The organism is Agitococcus lubricus (genome assembly GCF_003051055.1).
In the GTDB taxonomy this organism is placed as follows: Bacteria; Pseudomonadota; Gammaproteobacteria; order Pseudomonadales; family Moraxellaceae; genus Agitococcus; species Agitococcus lubricus.
This window is the reverse complement of the sequence record NZ_QAON01000021.1, coordinates 17,817-37,845: the sequence shown is the minus strand read 5'-3', so window position 1 is coordinate 37,845 and position 20,029 is coordinate 17,817. Positions and strand designations below refer to the sequence as shown.

At 39.4% G+C, this 20,029-nt stretch carries 22 protein-coding genes; 14 read left to right on the top strand and 8 right to left on the bottom strand.

All coding sequences use genetic code 11. The annotated features are described in order from the left end of the window. Positions 1–678: 678 nt before the first annotated feature. The 6 genes from C8N29_RS14935 (at position 679) to C8N29_RS14915 (ending at position 2,623) form a co-directional block, all read left to right on the top strand. Positions 679–921: a YhcG family protein gene (locus tag C8N29_RS14935; RefSeq protein ID WP_107866872.1), complete on the top strand. Its 243-nt coding sequence runs from the start codon at positions 679–681 to the stop codon at positions 919–921. Positions 922–978: 57 nt separating this feature from the next. Next, positions 979–1,278 carry a type II toxin-antitoxin system HicA family toxin gene (locus C8N29_RS14930; RefSeq protein WP_107866871.1) on the top strand — a complete coding sequence of 100 codons (300 nt, stop codon included), beginning with the start codon at positions 979–981 and terminating at the stop codon, positions 1,276–1,278. Next, on the top strand, positions 1,253–1,594 hold the full coding sequence (locus tag C8N29_RS14925) for a type II toxin-antitoxin system HicB family antitoxin (protein WP_239987189.1): 342 nt from the start codon (positions 1,253–1,255) through the stop codon (positions 1,592–1,594). The genes C8N29_RS14930 and C8N29_RS14925 overlap by 26 nt, the downstream gene beginning before the upstream one ends. Before the next feature lie 115 nt (positions 1,595–1,709). After that, entirely contained in the window at positions 1,710–2,102 is a 393-nt protein-coding gene (locus tag C8N29_RS14920) for a PDDEXK nuclease domain-containing protein (RefSeq protein WP_239987188.1), read from the top strand. Next, positions 2,096–2,230 (top strand): type II toxin-antitoxin system MqsR family toxin, encoded by a 135-nt coding sequence (locus C8N29_RS17235; protein WP_239987187.1) that lies wholly within the window; start codon positions 2,096–2,098, stop codon positions 2,228–2,230. Before C8N29_RS14920 ends, C8N29_RS17235 begins: the two co-directional genes overlap by 7 nt. Positions 2,231–2,233: 3 nt before the next feature. Continuing rightward, entirely contained in the window at positions 2,234–2,623 is a 390-nt protein-coding gene (locus C8N29_RS14915; protein ID WP_107866870.1) for a type II TA system antitoxin MqsA family protein, read from the top strand. 44 nt (positions 2,624–2,667) lie between these two features. Here C8N29_RS14915 and C8N29_RS14910 read toward each other — a convergent pair whose 3' ends face one another. Together C8N29_RS14910 and C8N29_RS14905 are read right to left on the bottom strand one after the other, a co-directional pair. Further along, the gene (locus C8N29_RS14910) at positions 2,668–3,942 is read right to left on the bottom strand and encodes a type II toxin-antitoxin system HipA family toxin (RefSeq protein WP_107866869.1); all 1,275 of its coding nucleotides are present in this window, start codon (positions 3,940–3,942) and stop codon (positions 2,668–2,670) included. Then, positions 3,939–4,298 carry a helix-turn-helix domain-containing protein gene (locus tag C8N29_RS14905; protein WP_107866868.1) on the bottom strand — a complete coding sequence of 120 codons (360 nt, stop codon included), beginning with the start codon at positions 4,296–4,298 and terminating at the stop codon, positions 3,939–3,941. Before C8N29_RS14905 ends, C8N29_RS14910 begins: the two co-directional genes overlap by 4 nt. 433 nt (positions 4,299–4,731) lie before the next feature. Between C8N29_RS14905 and C8N29_RS14900 the strand changes: the two genes are divergently transcribed. The 4 genes from C8N29_RS14900 (at position 4,732) to C8N29_RS14885 (ending at position 12,834) form a co-directional block, all read left to right on the top strand. Beyond that, the gene (locus tag C8N29_RS14900) at positions 4,732–5,979 is read left to right on the top strand and encodes a hypothetical protein (RefSeq protein ID WP_107866867.1); all 1,248 of its coding nucleotides are present in this window, start codon (positions 4,732–4,734) and stop codon (positions 5,977–5,979) included. A gap of 149 nt (positions 5,980–6,128) precedes the next feature. Further along, positions 6,129–6,353, top strand: coding sequence for a helix-turn-helix transcriptional regulator (locus C8N29_RS14895; RefSeq protein ID WP_107866874.1), 225 nt, complete (start codon positions 6,129–6,131; stop codon positions 6,351–6,353). Beyond that, positions 6,343–7,221: a hypothetical protein gene (locus C8N29_RS14890; protein WP_107866866.1), complete on the top strand. Its 879-nt coding sequence runs from the start codon at positions 6,343–6,345 to the stop codon at positions 7,219–7,221. Before C8N29_RS14895 ends, C8N29_RS14890 begins: the two co-directional genes overlap by 11 nt. A gap of 6 nt (positions 7,222–7,227) precedes the next feature. After that, entirely contained in the window at positions 7,228–12,834 is a 5,607-nt protein-coding gene (locus C8N29_RS14885; protein WP_107866865.1) for a DEAD/DEAH box helicase, read from the top strand. A 57-nt stretch (positions 12,835–12,891) separates the two neighbouring features. Here C8N29_RS14885 and C8N29_RS14880 read toward each other — a convergent pair whose 3' ends face one another. Continuing rightward, entirely contained in the window at positions 12,892–13,140 is a 249-nt protein-coding gene (locus C8N29_RS14880) for a WGR domain-containing protein (RefSeq protein ID WP_107866864.1), read from the bottom strand. A gap of 124 nt (positions 13,141–13,264) precedes the next feature. Continuing rightward, a complete protein-coding gene (locus C8N29_RS14875; protein ID WP_239987186.1) occupies positions 13,265–13,498 on the bottom strand; it encodes a helix-turn-helix domain-containing protein in 234 nt (77 codons plus the stop codon). Between the two features lie 91 nt (positions 13,499–13,589). Here C8N29_RS14875 and C8N29_RS14870 point away from each other — a divergent pair, with 91 nt between their 5' ends. From C8N29_RS14870 to C8N29_RS14860, 3 genes are all read left to right on the top strand, one after another. Continuing rightward, a complete protein-coding gene (locus C8N29_RS14870) occupies positions 13,590–13,841 on the top strand; it encodes a hypothetical protein (RefSeq protein ID WP_107866862.1) in 252 nt (83 codons plus the stop codon). Positions 13,842–13,881: 40 nt separating this feature from the next. Further along, positions 13,882–14,109 (top strand): hypothetical protein, encoded by a 228-nt coding sequence (locus C8N29_RS14865; RefSeq protein WP_107866873.1) that lies wholly within the window; start codon positions 13,882–13,884, stop codon positions 14,107–14,109. 139 nt (positions 14,110–14,248) lie between these two features. Beyond that, positions 14,249–14,437, top strand: coding sequence for a hypothetical protein (locus tag C8N29_RS14860; RefSeq protein ID WP_107866861.1), 189 nt, complete (start codon positions 14,249–14,251; stop codon positions 14,435–14,437). Between the two features lie 97 nt (positions 14,438–14,534). Here the strand turns inward: C8N29_RS14860 and C8N29_RS14855 are convergent, their stop codons facing one another. The 3 genes from C8N29_RS14855 to C8N29_RS14845 all read right to left on the bottom strand — a co-directional run bounded on the left by C8N29_RS14855 (position 14,535) and on the right by C8N29_RS14845 (position 17,846). Next, positions 14,535–15,212: an RloB family protein gene (locus C8N29_RS14855; protein WP_107866860.1), complete on the bottom strand. Its 678-nt coding sequence runs from the start codon at positions 15,210–15,212 to the stop codon at positions 14,535–14,537. Then, positions 15,212–16,483 (bottom strand): AAA family ATPase, encoded by a 1,272-nt coding sequence (locus C8N29_RS14850; RefSeq protein ID WP_107866859.1) that lies wholly within the window; start codon positions 16,481–16,483, stop codon positions 15,212–15,214. Before C8N29_RS14850 ends, C8N29_RS14855 begins: the two co-directional genes overlap by 1 nt. Positions 16,484–16,700: 217 nt before the next feature. Then, the gene (locus C8N29_RS14845; RefSeq protein ID WP_107866858.1) at positions 16,701–17,846 is read right to left on the bottom strand and encodes a GNAT family N-acetyltransferase; all 1,146 of its coding nucleotides are present in this window, start codon (positions 17,844–17,846) and stop codon (positions 16,701–16,703) included. Between the two features lie 166 nt (positions 17,847–18,012). Between C8N29_RS14845 and C8N29_RS14840 the strand changes: the two genes are divergently transcribed. Beyond that, positions 18,013–18,603 carry a class I SAM-dependent methyltransferase gene (locus C8N29_RS14840; RefSeq protein ID WP_107866857.1) on the top strand — a complete coding sequence of 197 codons (591 nt, stop codon included), beginning with the start codon at positions 18,013–18,015 and terminating at the stop codon, positions 18,601–18,603. A gap of 10 nt (positions 18,604–18,613) precedes the next feature. On the opposite strand, the gene C8N29_RS14835 is transcribed toward C8N29_RS14840, so the two are convergent. Continuing rightward, positions 18,614–19,684 (bottom strand): HNH endonuclease, encoded by a 1,071-nt coding sequence (locus tag C8N29_RS14835; protein WP_107866856.1) that lies wholly within the window; start codon positions 19,682–19,684, stop codon positions 18,614–18,616. Between the last annotated feature and the right edge of the window lie 345 nt (positions 19,685–20,029).

The window sequence follows — 20,029 nt, the reverse complement described above, 5'->3', positions numbered from 1 at the left end:
CCGTGGCTGTTGTCTGATGGGATTCGGGTGCTATTTTCATTGCAAGGTGAAGTCAGTATCCCTGCCTTTGATAGTTACATTGACCCAAGTCCGATTGAATTGTTTTGAGCCGCTTCAGGAATCCACGTTCTCAAAGGGCGTGGAGAAATGGGTACGGGTAAGGGCAGCAATGCTTGGACAGCGACTAAATTTGCGTGTCATTTGCGTGTCATTACTCAGACACTCATAGGCACTCATACGCACATCATAAAATAAAAAAGCCTAGATTTTTCTAGGCTTTTCAAGGGTTTAATTGGTGGAGATGGCGACAATCGAAATGCCCTCTAATTTATTGAAATTACTATGTTTTATTTTGTTACAAAATACAGTTACTGTGCCTGTTACCGTAACCAAAACAGCCAAAATTTTTGTTCAAAAAGAGCTTTAGATTTCTTTGTACTATCGTAGCACAAAATCATTCACATTGGCGTTAAATTCAGAAGCAGGGGTCTTTATTTAAACCATCTTTGAATCAACTTTTTACTGTACAGCCACAGACCCCGAGCTTACAATTGCAAAAAATCATGTGCCAAGACCTCGTTTTGAGGCGAATGTAAAACTTGCTGAATAGGCTTGCATGGCACAGTTATATCCAAAGAAAATTTGTCGATGTCACAGTAAGGCTGGAGTGCGCGTGCTTTGGATCGTCAAATCAGCACACTTTTTTATGAACGCCTGTTATCAAGCCAAGACCAGTCAGCCGTAAGAGCAGAAGCAGTTACGCTGATTAATCAGCATGCACCAAACGATCCTCGCGATTTTATTCATGACCCTTATATCATTGAGTTTATTGGTGCTCAGCCGAATGCGACTTTTTATGAAAAAGAGTTATGCGTCTATTTCGGAATTATGCCTATATTTAATTCATACTTTAAATATTGACATAGTATCTTTTTTTGATACTATCATGTTGATGATGGCCATAATAAAAGAAAAGCGATGAAGCGTAAACATATTAAAACTCTCGCCGCTATCTTTGCGCGTCCAGTATCAAGCAATGTGCAATGGCGAGATGTAGAAGCCCTGTTTAAAGCATTGGGTGCAACCATAGAAGAGTGTGAAGGTTCACGAGTTGCTGTCATTTTGTTTGGACAAGTGCAGGTCTATCACCGTCCGCATCCATCGCCGAATACTGACAAAGGAGCTGTAGCTAGTATTCGCCGTTGGTTAGAAATCAATGACACCACCCCTGAATCTATTAAGGAGCAAACAGATGATGAACAATCAAATGATGATTAACAGTCATATTGCTGTGATTAGCTTTGACCCTGATGTTGGCTTATTTAGAGGCGAGTTTGTTGGCTTAAATGGTGGTGCAGATTTTTACGCTGATAGTGTGGATGGGCTACACAAAGAAGGTGAAGCATCACTTAAAACCTTTTTAGAAGTTTGCCAAGAGCAAGGTTTAGAGCCATACAAGAATTTTTCAGGAAAGTTTATTACTCGTGTACCTCCGTCTTTACATGAGCGTATTGCAGCCGCTGCAACAGCCGCAGGTATGAGTCTTAATCAATGGGTACAAATTGCGCTAGAGCGTGAAGCGACTCATAGTTAAAGTTATTCATTGGCTATATCAAACACATAAGCACCCAGCCGATTATGGGGCAGTTTTGGGATTCAGTGATTACTGAGTTTCGTTTATTTTGCTGTAGGGTGCTTGCATCTTACGCGTGCTGTTAGAAACCAACTTAATCGAGCAATTACAGTCCTTTTTGCTGGAACTAGGTAAAGGCTTTGCTTTTGTCGCGCGGCAAAAACACTTACGTGTTGAGGGCGATGATTTTTTTGTCGATTTGGTTTTTTACAATTATTTGCTCAAGTGCTTTTTATTGGTTGACCTAAAGGTGGGTAAACTTACGCATCAAGATGTTGGTCAGATGGATATGTATGTTCGTATCTTTGAGGAGCAATACCGAGGCGAAGGCGATAACCCGATATTAGGGTTAATTCTTTGTTCTGAGCGCAACGAGGCTGTGGCCAAGTATTCGCTAGTCGTTATCGTGCATTTTTACCTTCCGAGGCCGAGTTACAGGCAGAATTACAACGTGACCGTGCCGTGTTAGAAAATGCTAATCCAGCAGATGATATACAGCGAGTGATATACCATGTTCATACGCAATATGGTTTGGCGTATGTCAAAGTGACTTTGTGGCCAGATAGTCGTGTGGTTATTCAATTTAAGGGGAAGTAAATCATGAGTAAATTGTGTGTGTCTTGTGGTAGTGACCACATGCAGCATGAAAGCAGAAACCTTACATTTACCTATAAAGACCAACATGTTGTAGTGGAAGCGGTTGAAGGTTGCTATTGTCCTGATTGCGGTGCGGCATATCTTGAAGATAATGGCCGTTATGCGGAATCATGTGCCACATTGGTTCGGCACACGACAGTAGCAGAGGCAGCACTTATTCGAGAAACACGTAAAAAATTAGGTTTGACACAGCGAGAAGCAGGCGAATTGTTTGGTGGTGGAGTTAGTGCTTTTTCCGAATATGAGCGTGGTAAAACTCAACCACATAAAGCGACACTGTTATTGTTACGTTTACTCAACGCACATCCTGAGTCCGTACGGTGTAAAGGCTAAATCGCACATCAAATGCGATAACGTTCTATGCTGTTTTTAATAGATTACCATTCAATCCTAAAGTCCTTATGTAAGTTTTGCCAATGGGTGATGAGTGTTTGTTTGTGACTGTCAGTCATGGGTAAATCATCAATGGCTGTTTTCCATAATGTCTTAGCCTTATCCATCACGTCATCAAGATGTGGTTTGATAATACGCCAAGGAATGCCTGATTTTTCTGACCATGCTTCAAAATGAGCATAAGACAGTTGATACCAGTCTTTAGTCTTTGCCAAGTTTAAAGCGGTATGTTGTTCACTGCCAAAATAAACACGCGTAGTGACAATATCGTAAGCAGGTGATAAACGGGGGGTGATTTGGTCTGGATACCATAAACTCCAGTTTTTGAGATGAGCATCCCCATTAGCCAATAAAATATTCACCAGTAAGCGTCTTGCAAATTGCTGAACATCGCTCAACGCATCACCCGAAAATTGATATAGGATTCGGCCAATTTGTTCATAATTAACGGCATTGTACTTTTCATGGGGATATTTAATAAAAACTTGGGCAAAGTCCTCCATGTGAATACGATTATTTTGATGTCTGTCAAAGCGTTTGATAGCAAAGGCGTGGCTTTCGTTTGGTAAATTAATGGGCGGTAGGTTTTCTAATTGGGCTAAATCAACCAATTTAATCTCTGGAATATTAATGCCCACTAGTGATGCCAGTTGCATAGCACAATATTCGTTGAGTGGCACATCTTTATGCTTAGTTGACGGCGTTTTAATAATCCAATCACCTAAGTCATCTGCTTTACTGAGGTTGTAACGACCTTCTTTTTCTTTCATCGAAAGTTTCATTTGTACGCCTGCCAAAGAAAATTTATGACGCTGAGAAAAAGGCTCAAAACCAGCAATATGCGTATGTTGATAGTTTTTTCCTAAAATATCAGCGAGTACACTTTCTGGTAAATCGTCAGTTGTCAGGGGTGTGGCAATCAATGCACCAGGTAAGTCTTGGCCTAAATAAGAAAATAAATGAAATTCTTGGTCGATATGAATTTTAAGTCCTTGGGCAATCAGTTCTCGTAATGCGCCTTCTGGTAAAAGATTGGACAAGATGGGATGTAAACGCTGATGCCGTATCCAAGGTTCTGCTAGGAGTTTATTGACGTGTGGAAAGGTGGGGTGGGTAATTAAACTCAAGGTTGGCCGATGTGGATTTGTTTTAAATTCCTCTGTGAAACTGAGCGTGTTACGGCCATGTTGAAAACCGACTAAATAAGCAATCACTTGGCCATGTAAGCTAAGCTTAAGAATATTGACCTTGTCACTCACTCATTATCTCCAAACAAAAATTGCCAAGGATTATCTGCAAGTGTGTTGCCAGCGTTAGACTCTTCGGAAGTTTGATGACTAAGCGTCTTCTTAATATTGACGTGATTATCTGTAGGTTTATGATGCGGTGATTGCTCAAGTATGGCTAAAACTGCCGTGAGCTTTTCTTTAGGAATGAGCATCAATTCACTATTCAGCCCTTTAGCAAGCAACTCAAGGGTATCTAATCGAGGATTTCCTTTGGATTCTAGATGTTGATATTGTTGACGTGACATACCCACACGCAACAGCATATCGTTTTGTTTAAAGCCCACTTCAAGACGGCGTTCTTTGAGTTGTTGCAGTAAAGTTTTCATAGACTTGTCAACAAATAAGTTGCTTTTTTTGATGATGAAATAATAGTAGTGTGACTTTTCTACAAAAGCAATTTATATATTGCTTTTTTGATGGTTTGTGTTTTGTGGGCTTAAAGTGTTACTGAGCTTGAGTTAGTTGGCGAAGGGAATGAGTTTATTATATGTCATGTTTTTAGTTCGAAAAACATGATAAATGAATTACTAATTTTTTTAGAAAAATATGCTTAGTTATGTGTGAGCATTTTATATGGCGCAGTTTTGATGTGAAAGTGGCGCAATTATGGCGCAGTTCTGGTCGTAATGCGATGAGGAATAGTTTAGATGGTAGGATAGCGTAAGTTTTATGCAACAATTATGAGCTAGTAGGTTTAGCTGTTTTATAATGAAGTGGATACTATATTAAGCGAAGTTGATTGTTTTGTGGGAGCGGATTATGTCTGTTGAGCCAAAGAAAAATTCTAAGCATTATACTGATGATGAAATAAGAGACATTTGTTTTGATCCAGCAAACAAACAGCTAAGCTCGACTGAAATGTCACAGAAATATAATGTCACTAGCCAATCTATTCGTAATTGGCGCAAGAAATATATTTGGGGGGATCAGGAGAAAAACACTGGAATCAATAAAAGTGGTGAATTTTCACCAGATATTAATCAATCAATTTTTGATTCTACGCCATTGAAACTGATTTATCCTCTACGTGATGGGGCAATACATATTGGAATAAGGCCTGATCAGCTTCTTCAATATGCCGTAATTGGAAAGATTAAGTTGTGTTTTCCAGTAGATCCTAGAACTGTTCCTGGGAGTTCTGCGACAATTAATCTAATTAATACAGATAAACTACCAACTGTTTTTGCGAAATTTCAAATGTTACATTTGGATTTGGTGCATTATTTAGTCGTTGGGAGGGATGATTGCAAAAAAATTCAGGCTCAAGGATTTACTGAAAACTACATATTTCCAAGTGGCTATTTATTGCTGAATGATCGTGTTGTTCATAGGGAGCCTCCAGTCCACACAATGAGTGACTTAAAACAACTTCACAACTTCCATTTATTAGCTAGAAATGGGCTTCTAACTGCTGGCAATATTAATATTTCGAAAGTTGGAGTATTACAATATATTCGTCAGGATATGCTTTTTGTGACTGCTGAAGAGTTGAAGTTACTTGTGGATTCGGAGTCTAAAAGAATGGCTGTCAGGCCAGAGAGCCTTGAAGAGTATGTTTTAAGTAAAAGTAAGTCATCACTTTTAGTTGATCTTGATCAGGCTGCTTTCGCATTATGGGGAGATTTTAATCCTATTCGTGCTCTAAAATATTCAAAGCTTGATCTTGTTGCAGCCTATTTACAGGAAAATTTTCACTTTTTCTCAATTAATGCCAAAAGTGCGGCTCGGATGATTCTGCCTGATCCTATCCAAAATCCAATTGTCCGAAACGATTTTGTCTATAGAGCGCGAATGCTTCAGGAATTATGGGAAGCTTGGGGTAGTCTTTGTGAAACTATAAACTTTCAACGAGATGACCAAGTCCGTTTTGACCTAGATGTGGAAGCATGGATGCAAGTAAGACGCTCTTTGATAGCACGAGATGTCAAACTTTTAAAGACTGCTCAAAAACTCATTACGCCTGACTTTGCCCCTTTTCACAACCCTAGAAGATCTGCAAAAAAATAATTTGCCTTTTGATACTGGTTTAAGTTTATCTATTTGATTTTTATTGCTAATGTCTAAGAATTTTGCGCAAAATTTCCTAAGCGATGAATTTTTTTTTGTAGTTCCTTATAGTTAATTAACTGATGTTTAACGAAGCTAAGGAGCTCAAAATGACAAAGCTAACTCCAAATATAATTCGCGCTAAGCAATTTCGTGAGTTAACGGGCATTCCAGATTCCACCCGTGCTGATTGGGAAGATCCCAAATCACCACGTTTTGACCCTACATTTCCCAAAAAGATAAAGTTAGGTAAACGCTGTGCTGGATATTTTTACAATGACATTATCGAGTGGTTAGCTAAGCGTACTGTGGATGTAATGAGCCATGGCTCATAATAGTTCTACGGAGTTGCTGTCTGATTTGGCAGCCAACTTTCACCATCCATTGTGGTCAGAAATAGAATTGATGTTATTGTCAAATGATAGCAGTTTATGGCCACAGCTCTTACAACATCAAGCTCTAATCGCGGTAGCTTTATTTAGACTGGAAAATGAGTTTTTGTTTTTAGGTCAGCTGGTTAAATATAATTTTTCAGTTGAAATAATTGACTATAGCGATTGGCTTAATGCTGTTAACGCTTGCCAGAAATTTTTGATAGATTTGTTAGGCGGTAGCGATGCACAAGACATGGTTCGCCTGTACATAAAACAGCGTATTGAACTCATTGTTAAAACTATGCCATCACTGACTACCATGATGGCATGGGTTGAGTATCAAATGTGGGGTGAGTTACCAGAACCTGTCATGCAGGTAGCATTAGCTAAATCAAAAAATGCTTATAGTTTGGTTGAGAATTTGTGGCAGGGTGAAGACTCATTACTTCAAACTAAACTGCTTAGAACACACAGTTCTGTTGAATTATGGCCAAGCTCAAAGCTATTTACCAAAGCATTGAGTGCCTTTTATAAAAAGTCACCTAACAATATTCAGCATGTTTTAGATACATCGAATCATAACCCACGTGAAACCCTATTTTGGCCATTGTTTCATGACTATAAATGTACTGTGGTAAATCTTCCCGTACTTTTAGGTTTATGGAGTATGAGTCCTGTACCAATGAGGTGGTGGTCTCAGCATCCTGAACGACAAGGTTGTATTCAACAATTATTGAAATTTAATCCTATTTGGTTTCAGTTAGCCTTTAACCAAGGGGGCAAAATTGCTTTAGTGTTGGATTTTCATGATGAATTAAACAGGGCATAGTTGATCATGGAAAATACCTATTTTTCACAACTCTTACCAGAATTGGCAGAGAAAACAGTGCAGGCGACGATTCGTCGTTTGCACATCCAAAATAAACCATTGGCTGCTTACCTACGAAATACGTTGTCCACACAATTGGGCGCGAAAGGCGCATTATTAGGTGATCCTGTTTTTGAGCCAACATTCGGCTGGCAGACTCATTCAGAAACGATGCAAGCATTATCAGGTGGTCTCTTATCACCACAGTTGATTGATGCGATGGATGCTCCCGAAGGAGATACTAAGAACGAATATCGATTTGCTAAAGAATATTATCCGTACCAACATCAGCATGATGCTTGGTCATTACTTTCACAACAGCCACCACAATCATTAGTAGTCACGAGTGGTACAGGTTCTGGTAAAACGGAATGCTTTTTAGTTCCTGTATTAGACGATTTAGTTCGAGAGTCACAGTGTAGCGATAAACCTTTAGTCGGTGTTCGAGCATTGATGATTTATCCCCTAAACGCCTTGATTGCCAGTCAGCGTGACAGACTTAATGCGTGGACAACGAATTTTGGCAACAAAGTTCGCTTTTGCCTTTACAACGGCACGACACCTTTAAGTGTTCCTCAGTGGCAACATCGGGAGGCAATGAATCAAGTGCTTGACCGTCAGTCACTAAGGAAATCACCATCCCCCATTCTTGTGACAAATGCAACAATGTTGGAGTATCTACTGGTTCGTCATGAGGATGCGCCAATCATTCAAGCCTCACAAGGTAAGTTAAAATGGATTATTTTGGATGAAGCCCATTCTTACATTGGCTCTAAAGCAGCGGAATTGGCACTCTTATTACGTCGTGTCATGCTGGCTTTTGGTGTTCAATCAGAAGATGTGCATTTTGTGGCAACATCGGCAACATTAGGTGGGCATGATTCAGAAAAGCAATTAAAGCGATTTTTAGCTTCGGTCTCAGGATTGCCGTTAGAGCGAGTGCATGTCGTTACAGGAAAACGATCTATTCCTAAACTCGTCAATGGTAATAAACAATTTGTAGATGCCAGCTATGATGAGCTTGTTAAAGTTGACTCGCATGTCAGTGGGCGTTTATACAATGCGCTGTGTGCGAACCTAATTGCCTGTGAAATCCGTGCTCAGTTTGTTTCATTGCAAGGTCAAACGCCACAACGTTTATCTTCATTAATGTCAGTATTAGAAGAAAAGTTTGATTGTCGATTTTCGCATCAAGACGTTCTACAGTGGTTAGATCTTTTATCCCGTGCTAAAAGCAAACAAGGTGAATCATTTCTACCGTTACGATTACATGTATTTCATAATGTTTTGAGTGGTTTATGGGCATGTAGTAATCCTCATTGCTCTTATAAAAGGGGTTTGTCCCTTGAACATAAAGATTGGCCATTTGGCAAAGTCTATTTTGATGCGCGTCCCGAATGCCTATGTCGTAGCCCTGTTTATGAAATACGGCCTTGTAGCCGTTGTCATGCCGTTTACCTTTGGGCTAATTGGAAGGAGGAGCAACGCTACTATTTGGTAAGTCCTGTGATTGCTGCGGTTGATGATTTTAATGCAGAGGCCGAACAGATTGAACCTGATGTTGATATGGCAGGAAGACATCATAAAAGTGAATGGTTGCCTTTGTTGATTTTGCAGCCTGATATGTTGGGGACAAAAATTACGTTTTTTGAAGCGGAAAGTTTTAAAAAATATGGGCGAGAATTTGCCAGCACAGTATCTTTAAATATCAGTTTACCATCTAACGCGTCTAAGAGTGAGTTTAGCTGTCGTTGTTGTAATGCGGTACATTCACCAGAAAAACCTTTATTTAGAGCATTACACTTGGGAGCACCTTTTTTTCAGGAAATTATTCTACCTGTGTTATTAAAATATTGTCCTGATTACATAGGTAGAGATCATGTACAACCATTGCTTCCTTATCAAGGTAAAAGATTAATTACTTTTACCGATAGTCGTCAGGGGACAGCACGAATTGCGCTGAAATACCAACAAGACTCAGAACGACACTGGTTACAATCTCAGGTCTATCGCAGATTATTGAGCGAGGTTAAACCAGACTCCGCAGATGCTAAACAAAAAATATTGTATCAGTTAGAAAATCTGCAACAGCGTTATGCAACAACACCCGAAGCAATAAAACCAATGATTAGAGGATTAATTAAGACTCAAGAAAACGAATTACAGAAATTAGAGCAACCACAAGCAGTTTCGTTTAAACACATGGTTTCTTGGTTGAAGTCTCAACCAGTATTGCGTGAGCAAATCCTACCTGTTTATCAAGAAAAGAATCCAGAGTTTTTTAATGACGAAGAGGGGGCGGCGGCATTAGCAAAAATCATGCTGCTACGTGAATTTGCCCGACGACCTTATATTCAGGATAACTTAGAAACTTTGGGTTTAGTGTCAATCGTCTATCCCAAATTACAGCGTATTCAAAAAGCCCCTGATTTTTCAAGTCATCATTTGTTGATGGATGTATCAGAGTGGCGTAGCTTCTTAAAAATTGTGCTAGATTTTTTTATACGACACTATTTGATACTGAGGATGCCTAATGAATGGTCAAGTTGGAGTGGTAATCGTATTCCTTGTAAAGTGCTGATAACTCCTAATGTTGTGCCAAAATACTCTAAAAAAAATGTACTTTGGCCTAGAGCGAATATGGGCATGACGAACTCCAAATTGGTTCGTTTATTGATTAAAGCATTAAATGCCAATGTTTACACAGAGGGTGATCGTGATGCGATTAATCAATTATTCATGTTGGCATTTGATGAGCTAACACAGGTAGGATTACTGCAAAAGCAGGATGAAACTTGGGTGCTTGACCCAGAGGACTTGGCGTTTATTATTCCCAAACAGACTTGGCTTTGCCCTGTGACCAAACAAATCTTGGATGTCACTTTAAAAGAAGTCACCCCCTTAACACCAAAATATCCCAAACATAATGACCCATTGACATGTCTGCCGATAGTGATGCCATCATTGGATTCTCAATGGCAATTTTTAGCCGAGGATGAGCGTTTATACCGGATAAAAGAATGGTTGAAAAACAATCATCAAGTTGCATCTTTACGTGATGAGGGCTATTGGCATGATTTACACGATCAAGTGATACTTGGTATGCCTTATTGTCGTGCCGTAGAACATTCAGCACAACAAACATCTGAGCAATTACGCAAGTACGAGGGAGGTTTTCGACAAGGTAAAATTAATATCATGAGTTGCTCAACAACGATGGAGATGGGGGTGGATATTGGTGGAATTTCTGTTGTTAGCATGAATAATGTGCCTCCACATCCTGCTAATTATTTACAGCGTGCAGGACGGGCAGGTCGTCGGGGTGAGACTCGTTCGGTGGTATTGACGGTCTGCAAAAATACGCCTCATGATCAGTTCGTATTTAATAATCCACTTTGGCCATTTAGAACCCCGATGTCTGCACCTCGCGTTTCATTAAATAGTGAAGTGCTAGTACAACGGCATATTCATTCGTATTTGTTGTCGTTATTCCTTCAAGAATATCAAACAATAACTGATGATTTACTGAATCTGAACATAGGCTGGTGGATGTTGCCAAAAGAGACTTCACCCTCAAATGATTTTCTGAAATGGTTATTAGACTTGAGTGTAAATACAAATAACGAAATAACACAAGGATTAAAACAGTTACTCCATAAAACGTGTTTTGAAGAAGGAGATGTTAAGAAGCATATTGAGACAACGAGTCAGCTATATCAGGATTTCGTGAAAAAATGGTTTGTAGGTTATGAGGTAATTCATGCGCAATTAGACAAATATCTTAGACATTGTGATGAAAATAACCCTATATTAAAAAGCATGAAGATTCAAGAACAAAGACTTGTTAAGGAGTATTTGCTGACCGTCATGTTAAAAGAAGGATTTTTACCTGCTTATGGTTTCCCTACGCATGTTGTTAACTTTGAAACCTTAAACTTGAGCGTGTTGTCTAAATACCAAAAATTACGTTATGAGTTTAATCGAGAGCTACCAAGTCGTGATTTGAGTACAGGATTAGTTGAATATGCACCAAGTGCTAAAGTTGTGATAGATGGTCTTGTTTATCAGTCTGAAGGTATTACATTGAATTGGCATGAGCCTAGCTCTAAACAAGATGTATCAGAAATTCAAAATATCCGTCATGTTTGGTTGTGTGAATGTTGTGGTTCGTCAATCAACTTACCAACAGGCGTTATAGTTAACGAATGCACACATTGTGGGGAACGTTTATATGATTATGGTTATAACAATCAGTTGACACATTTTTATTATTTAGATCCAGCAGGTTTTGCGGTAGATATTTTTGCCAAGCCACACAATGATTTAACGATGCAACGTTTTGTGCCGCCAGAAAGTCCTTTGATTAGTGCTACGGGTGAATGGGAACAATTAAGTACAGCAGAGTGGGGCTTTTATCGAGTGAGTGATAAGGGACATGTTTTTCATTATACATCAGGCTCTCATAAGCAAGGCTATGCCGTTTGCCTCTCATGTGGTAGAGCAGAGGAAATGACTCAAGATGGGAAAATACCTGTCGAATTTGCAACGCGTCATATACGGCTGAGGGGTACTCAGGGTAGGGAGCATGCTATTTGTGAAGCCACTGAAAATGATTTTTCGATTGTACCCAGTTTACGCTTTGGCCATCAGTATTTGACAGATGTACTAGAGTTTTTTCTGTTGGTTAAAAATTCACCTATTGTCGATAAAACCATAGCCTTTACACTGGCTGTTGCTATGAGAAACGCGGCGGCTGGTATTTTAGGTATTGAAGTCAGGGAGTTGGGGTGTGAGGTCAAATGGGTTCAGGATAATAGTCAAAAGGGCTATGTGATTGTTCTCTATGATATAAACGCATCAGGCTATGTTTCTAGTTTAGAACATCGAATTAAAGAACTATTTCATTTCACGCTAGAGGCTCTTAATTGCCCATTAAATTGTGAATCTTCTTGTCCAGCTTGTTTACAACATTTTGATTTACGATTTAGGACACTAGATATGAATCGACCACAGGCTCTACAGTATATCAAATATGAATGGACTGAAAGATGGTGGCATTTGGGGGGGAGTTATTTTTCGCCAAAGACCTTACTAGAGCAAGATTCTTTGCTGCATGCCATTAGTCGGGAGTTTCATTTGCCAGATGTGCAAGAACTAAAACTGTTTATTAATGGTCATTCTAGCCAGTGGAATATTGCACAATCATCGTTGTCGTTATGGCTTCATAAATGGCTTGCTGATGGTCACCCTGTTAAATTGGTTTTTAAGAAAGATGCTATAGCAGCGTGCAGTGATGAAAATAAATTGGCATTACGCGAATTGTATAAGTTAAAAGGCGTGAGTTTTTGGCAAGGTGATGTCAATATAACTATTAAAAAAAGTCATTTATGTGCAGAAGTGATGACGGCTAGAGGATCTATTTTTTGGGCAGAGTCAACGGCTCATGTTTCTATTCCTAATGATAGATGGGGAAACGCGACTGACAGTGAATTGTGGCGTAGTTTGCCAATTATTGCGGATATGGATTTGGAAGAAATTAAATCCCCTTTTAATACCAAGAAAAAGGGAGGATGATGCGTTGAAGAGGTGTACTGATTTAGTGTGTGGGGAATAAATTAAAAAGTCGGTGATTTATAGTCTCCCGAAATGGTCATCAGCATGATACTGATGTTTGATACGCAATGACTCAATACGTTTTATCTGAGCCATTGCCTCATCAATTGAGTTAAATACCTCTACCTTACGCCGATACTTTTTAGCACCAATACGCCCCCATTCACACGACACAACATACGCATTAAACAAATCACTAGCCAATGAAATCGCATAAAAGCGGTAACAATTACGCGCAGGCTCGATTTTAGTCCATGTTGACATCATCTCAGCACCCAAAGTGTCTATTAAATAATCAATAACCTTAGAGTAGCTTTTATCTATTTTCTAGCTTAAATAGCCCATAAGGCGACATAGATTGTCACTTGTTGGGTTATTTAGGTCTTGGGTATCAGGGCTTGAGTAGTTTAATCAATTCACTCGGATTTTGATGAATGGCTTCACACAACTCGACAAACTCCATCACATCCAATTTACGGTCGGCTCCTTCGACTTTTGCAATATACGATTGAGGTTTAGCAAGTTTTTCAGCAACTTGCATTTGAGTTAAACCAGATGCCTTTCTTGCTAAAACCAATTGTTTAATAAAAGCTTGATAACTTTCTTGATAAATCGTTTTCACCATAAACCTCATTACTGAGTAATAAAGTTGACAGTGTTATCCTTATTTGGAATAATCCCATTTCAGAATAATTTCAGATATTAGGAGTCGTGCCATGGCATTTAGACAGGGAATCCTTGGGGGGATAACCATTCTCATTTTTACTACAGGTTGTACGAGCAACGCAGAGCGCGCCTTTATGATGGGATGTGTGGCTCACGAATCGATGAAAGAGCAATGTGAGTGTGCCTATGAAGAGTTAGTTGATCACTACTCTGAGGAACAATTAGAAAAAATGAATGAAGGTTATGTTCCCCCTGATTTTCTCAACCAGATGGAATCTGCGGCGATGAGTTGTAAAGCCTAATCTATCGCGTTAAGCCTGATAAATGATTAAAGGAAAAAATATGAAACTTAAACAGACGTTAATAACTGCCTATGTGGGAATTGCTATTTTATTTGGCTTGTATGGTTCTATTTGGGGGCAATATGATTACAAAGGCTTTTTTTATAACATGGGACGTGGTCTGATTTGGCCTGCGATTATGTTTCCTTCTTTAGGTAAGGTGATTGCGTTAATCTTAATTTTAGCGATGTTGGTTGGTTTGACGTTGTTTGGCAAACGGAGTGAATAGTATTGGATTAAAAAATCGGAGGATTACCTGATGTTTACCTTTTAAGATTTAAGAGATTGTAGACGTTGGTATCGCTATTTTACGCTTATCTGTTATCTTGTTATTAGCATTAAAATATTATCAAATCAAAGGCAATAGAATGAGTGACAATCCGCAAACCATTTTTAAGGTTTCTCAGGTTGCGGGTTGTTTGCGTATGGAAGGAATTGTGGTTTCTCAATATGATGAGACGGTGATTGCTGGCATTATTGACGGTAAGATAAAAGCCGACGAAAAAAGACGGCTCTTAGTGGAGCATTATAAAAAACAAAATGCAGTGATTCGCTAAGAGTTTTATCTCTGTACATGACATAAATATTTTGATTTTAAAGGGAGTTAAACAGCCGCCATTCAATAACGATTCGGCTTTTTATCGAATGGCCTCATCAAGTGTTGCGTAAAGTCACAAGTCTGGTTACTAAAGAGCCAATCGCGGTATAGGGTTCAGGGTCTGTATAAGCAGTGAATGTTTCGGCTAGTTTATTAGCGCGTTCTGTGGCGGTAAAGAGTAATGTGCGTGTCAGTGCAAAACTGCCGCCTGTGCCTTTGTCATAATTGGGCATATATTGTTTTAAACGTTGTAGAACAGTGTCACGATGAATTGGGGCTTGAATATTTTCAAAGTGCAATAGTAGCCATAATTCAAAGCTAGGAATCGACGTAATCGCATTAAAATGGACAGTCTGTCCTGCATCATTGATTAATTTGCCATTGAGTGACTCAGCAATTTGTAAGGCATGAAAATAACTATCATGATCATCACGGTCAAAAACGGCATAAATTTGTTCAAAACTTCGGGGACGAATCCCCTTATGAAGATCACCGTTTTCAAAGAGCTGTTTTGCATATTGTACAACTTGAATGGGTGCTGTTCCTAATTGGCTGGGGTGTACAGCCACATTTGCTGAATGTAACTGGTAGGCAGCACGAATTTCTTCAAAGTAGAGAGGTTCGGTTTTGCTACCTTCGGACACAATCAAAATGCGGTCATAGCTCGCCCTCAAACACTCTTTGCGAGTTTGACGTGCAAGTTGTCTGTGTTTGGCTTGATTGTCACGCCCCATTAGTGAGGTCTCCCTAAACCTTGCTCATTTAAGAAGGGTAATGCACCATATCGCCCTTGTAAGTAGCCTCGCTCAATTGCTTCATTTTTACGAGGGCTAAAATCGAGCAAGCTATACAGCTCAGAGCTTTGGTCAGGTTTCTTTTCCATAAACCAGACTTGGTCACGTCTAAACAGACCGTAAGCATCCAGTAGGGAAGTATCATGAGTGGTAAAAATCAATTGTGCGCCATGAAGATTAATATCAGGTCGATGAAATAATCGAACTAGAGCTTGCACTAAGAGGGTATGCAGGCTGGTATCTAATTCATCAATGACTAGAGTTAAACCTTTGGCTAAAATATCTAAAACAGGGCCAGCCAAGAATAATAAATTGCGTGTTCCATTTGACTCATCTACCAAATCAAAAGTAGCTTGTCCCTGTTCAGTGACATGATGAAACTTCACTTCTTCAACAGTATGCTCACCAATACTTTCTTCTCGTTTACCTGTTGCCAAATCAAATTGGATGCTATGTAACATCGCCTGTTTACTAATCACTTCTATATCACTGATACTCATATCAGCGGCACGTAAAAAATCCCGAATAGCCAATCTTGACTTATCTTGTTTGAGCATTTGTACAGAGTGCTGTGGAGATAATTGGCTATGCTCATTAAAAATGATTAATTGATGCACAAACCAATCGTAAATGGGACGTAAGGCTTCACTATTGAGTTGAACAGCCGTTGATAAAAATAGGGCATTGGCACGAGTTGCACCTTCCCAAACATGTTTAGCTCCTTTTAAACCTGAGCCAAATTCATAGATGTCTTTACCTTGTTGTGCATCAAATTGGCGTTCAAACCAACGTTGTGGTTTGAATGCTTTATAAACCAATAATTGTTCACGGATGATACGTTGCGGAGTTAATGCAGCAGCGTATTGATAGCGAATACCTGCGAATAAAAAAGTTAACTCAAACTCTGTGGCTTCAAGTGCGGATGTGGCATTGAGTTTAAAGGTTTGCAGATGCTCAAACGTTTGATGTGGCTGTAGGGTTGCTGATTCAATTACTAAGCTACGCAAGAATTGTAGGGCTTTAATCAGGTTTGATTTGCCACTGGCATTTGCACCATAAACGACGGCACTTTTGAGTATCTGTGGTGCAGCTTTCAAACCTGTAGCAAAAGTATGTGTCTCTTGTTGTGTGGTATCTGTAGAAGCGACCAAGCTGAGGACTTGCTCATCACGTAAGCTACGGAAGTTTTTGACACGGAATTCAATCAGCATAGTAGATATTCTCTATGGTGTTTGCTAATAAAGCTGAATTATGAAGAAAATATGCAATATCGCAAGTTATTTTTGTTTTTATGTTTATATGAGAAAAATCTACTATCTGGAAATATATAATAGAGTTTTGAATCATGTAAAAAGCAAAGAAAGAACATATTATTCACAAGAGAGGAGACTAGAGTCGATTTTTTAATGCCAATACGGAGTAAAAAATTTAGTCAGGCTCAACCTGCCTAAACGGTAACGCCTGACTCATCTCATCACGATAACGCTGAATCGCTACCGATTCTTCGACTAAAAAACGTTTAACCGCTTGTTGAAAACCTGTGTGTTTAAGCCAATGTACGGAGTAGGTGAGTGTCGGTCTAAAACCACGCGGTACTTTATGCTCACCTTGTGCGCCAGAATCAAACCGTTGAATACCCTGTTCGATACAATACTCAATGCCTTGATAATAACAGGTCTCAAAATGCAAAAACTCTACCTCACGAATACAGCCCCAATAACGACCATACAAAGTATTTGTGCCTAAAAAATATAATGCCCCTGCAATCGCTTCATCGCCCTCAAAAGCGACAACCAACAACAAACTATCGCGCATAGTGTGATAAATATGCTCAAAAAAGTCAGGTGTTAAATAACCGTGATGGCGGTTATATTTGAGATTGGTTAATTGATAAAAAGCCTGAAAGCGTTGCCAAAGCGTTGGGGTAATGGCATCACCTGTTAGCCGTCTAAACGCAATACCTTGAGCGATTAAACTGTTACGCTCCTTACGCAGCGTACGGCGTTTTTTAGAATTCATTGCCGCTAAAAAGCTATCAAAATCAGTGTAACTGTCGTTATACCAATGAAACTGACAGCCTAAGCGCATATCAGCTCCTGTTGTTACCCACTGTGCTAATTCTTGCTCATCAACAAATAAGACATGCCAACCTGATGCGCCTAATTGTCGGGATTTGTCTTGTAATGCCTGTGCGACAACAGCGGCGACTTCATCCGAATAATCGGCTGTTTTCACCAGTCGAGGCCCTGTGGCTGGCGTAAACGGAATAGCCGCTAATAACTTTGGATAATAAGCTAAACCGTGATTTTCGTAGGCTTCTGCCCAAGACCAATCGAAGACATATTCGCCGTAGGAATGGCTTTTTAAGTATAAGGGCATAGCGGCTAATACACGACCATCATCCGATTCCACCAACAAGTGCATGGCTTGCCAACCACTCTCACCACCAACACTTTGACTATCTTCTAAAGCCGCTAAAAATTCATAGCGTAAAAAAGGGTAGTCTGAACCAACCAGCGTATGCCATGTTTCAGCAGAAATTTGGTGAATATCGTTAATAAAACGCACGTTCATAAAGTAGCTACGAATGAAGTAGAAAATTGAAAAAAGATTATAGGGATTTAGCCTATTACTGACTATGTGCGTATCTTAAACAATAGTAATAGCCTATGTTATATTGAGGATCGCCCTCAGTTATTTAAAAGGCTTAGGCTTTTTAATATTTAGAACAAGATTGATTATGGACATTCAAACCATCACCGCCTATAACCAAGATGCCCAGAGCATAGCGGTATTACATGCCACCTTAATTCCCGAAAAGCTCTACCAGCAAATTAACAGCCATTTTATTAAACACGGTCAAACTGCTGATATTGGCTGTGGTATTGGCCGAGATAGCTTTTATTTACAACAACAAGGTTACATGGTTACAGGCGTAGATGCGTCTGTGGCCATGTTGGCTCAAGCGCGTGAGTTATATCCCTCACTGAATTTGCATCAAGATTATTTGCCTGACTTAACAACACTCAGCGAAAACTACTTTGATAACATCTTGTGCTCAGCCGTGTTGATGCACCTCAACAAGCAAGATGTAGAAAAAGCCTGTTTGCGTTTATTAGCTTTGCTCAAAACCAATGGGATTTTAATTATTACTTTGCGTGGTACGCATCAAAGCGACAAACGTGAAAACGGCAAATTTTACGAAGATATTGATATAAAAGAACTCTGCCAATTATTTCAACAACATTACGCCAATGTCGTAGAGCATGAAATAGACCTTGAACCCAAGCGACAATTGACGTGGCATAATTTGGTGATTAAAAAAAATTAAAAGCAATCACCTAGAAATAGCTTAATAACGCCTGATGACTCGCTTCTAACGATTGTTTAGTGCCAACCCATAAAAAGGCTTGTTGCTGAATGGCTTGCTGATATGCCCATTGCGCCACATGCTTAGACGTTGTGGGTGAGTGGTTAAAACCAATGCTTTGTAATTGACCACTGATGTCTAAGCCTTGTTGCTCGTTTCGAGTTAGCCAATTCACTAAATGTTTTTCAGCCGCCAGTAAATCACTTTTATCGCCATTACAACTGCCATGTGCCACGACAAAGTTTAAGGCAGTATCACGCGGATACCGTGACCACGGAATAAAATGATCGACTGCACAACCACGCTCTTGCAATTTACCACCACAAAAGAAACAACGATGATCTTGCAGTGGTTTTAACACCTTCTCAACTTGGGCTAATACTGTTCGAGACGTGCCAAATAAAAAAGATTCTAAATCATGTTGCTCACCTAATAACTTTTGGTTGTGGCTGAGTTTTTGAATAAATGCAATCCATTTTTGACGGACTAATTGCTGAATAATTGCCTGAAATTGCCGTAAGCAAAACATCGTCCCAGCTATCAATACCAAATGTTGCTGTTGTAATTGTGGTTGATATAAAAAAGGCAACGTTTGACCATTAATGTTTTGCAAAAACTGAATCGGCATCTTTTTTAAGGTTTGTGCAACATACTGACGTGTTGATAGCCATTGAGGATGATGACGTGCTTGAGCCAAGGTATGACAGCCTGCCTCACGTAATGCCAACACCGCACGAATAATCGCCGCTTGGTTATGCGTATTTTGTAAAAAGATACCAGTGGCATCTTCACTGGATGACACATAAGGCAAGGTTTGTTGCCAATATAACTCAATGGTTTTATCGGCTAAGGCTGAAAGAGGAATAGCTAAAGGTTCGCCTGTATCTTGCCCCATTTCGACTGATAACTCGGTAATCGCTAACAGCAGGGCAAATTTATAGGTTGAGGTAAACGTGGCATCGGTGAGCAGTAATTGAATCCGCTGTAAGAAGAGGAGCTGTTCATCGGCACTAGGTAGAGGGTAGGTGATGGATGAACTCATTAAAAACTCCCTGTTTGTGCAGGATTCATGGAATGGATTGAAGGTGACTAATGATACTTAATCACCTGTTAATCTGATGAAGGATTAATCTTAAAGTATTTCGAGTTGTAACTAAAGTTGCGTGTTAGTCAATCAGTCGTTATCCTGTTGTAAATACAAGTAATAAATTATAGAGCAGGGGCAATGCATGGCGGAAACAGTAGCCAAAACTAAATTATTGATTTAAGTATATTAAGAAGTGTTGAAGTGAAAGATAAGAATAATTAGTTGTAAGCGGTATATTTATTTAATTATTTTACAATACTCTAAATAAGATTACTTTGGTAATTTTGTTTGATAGATATA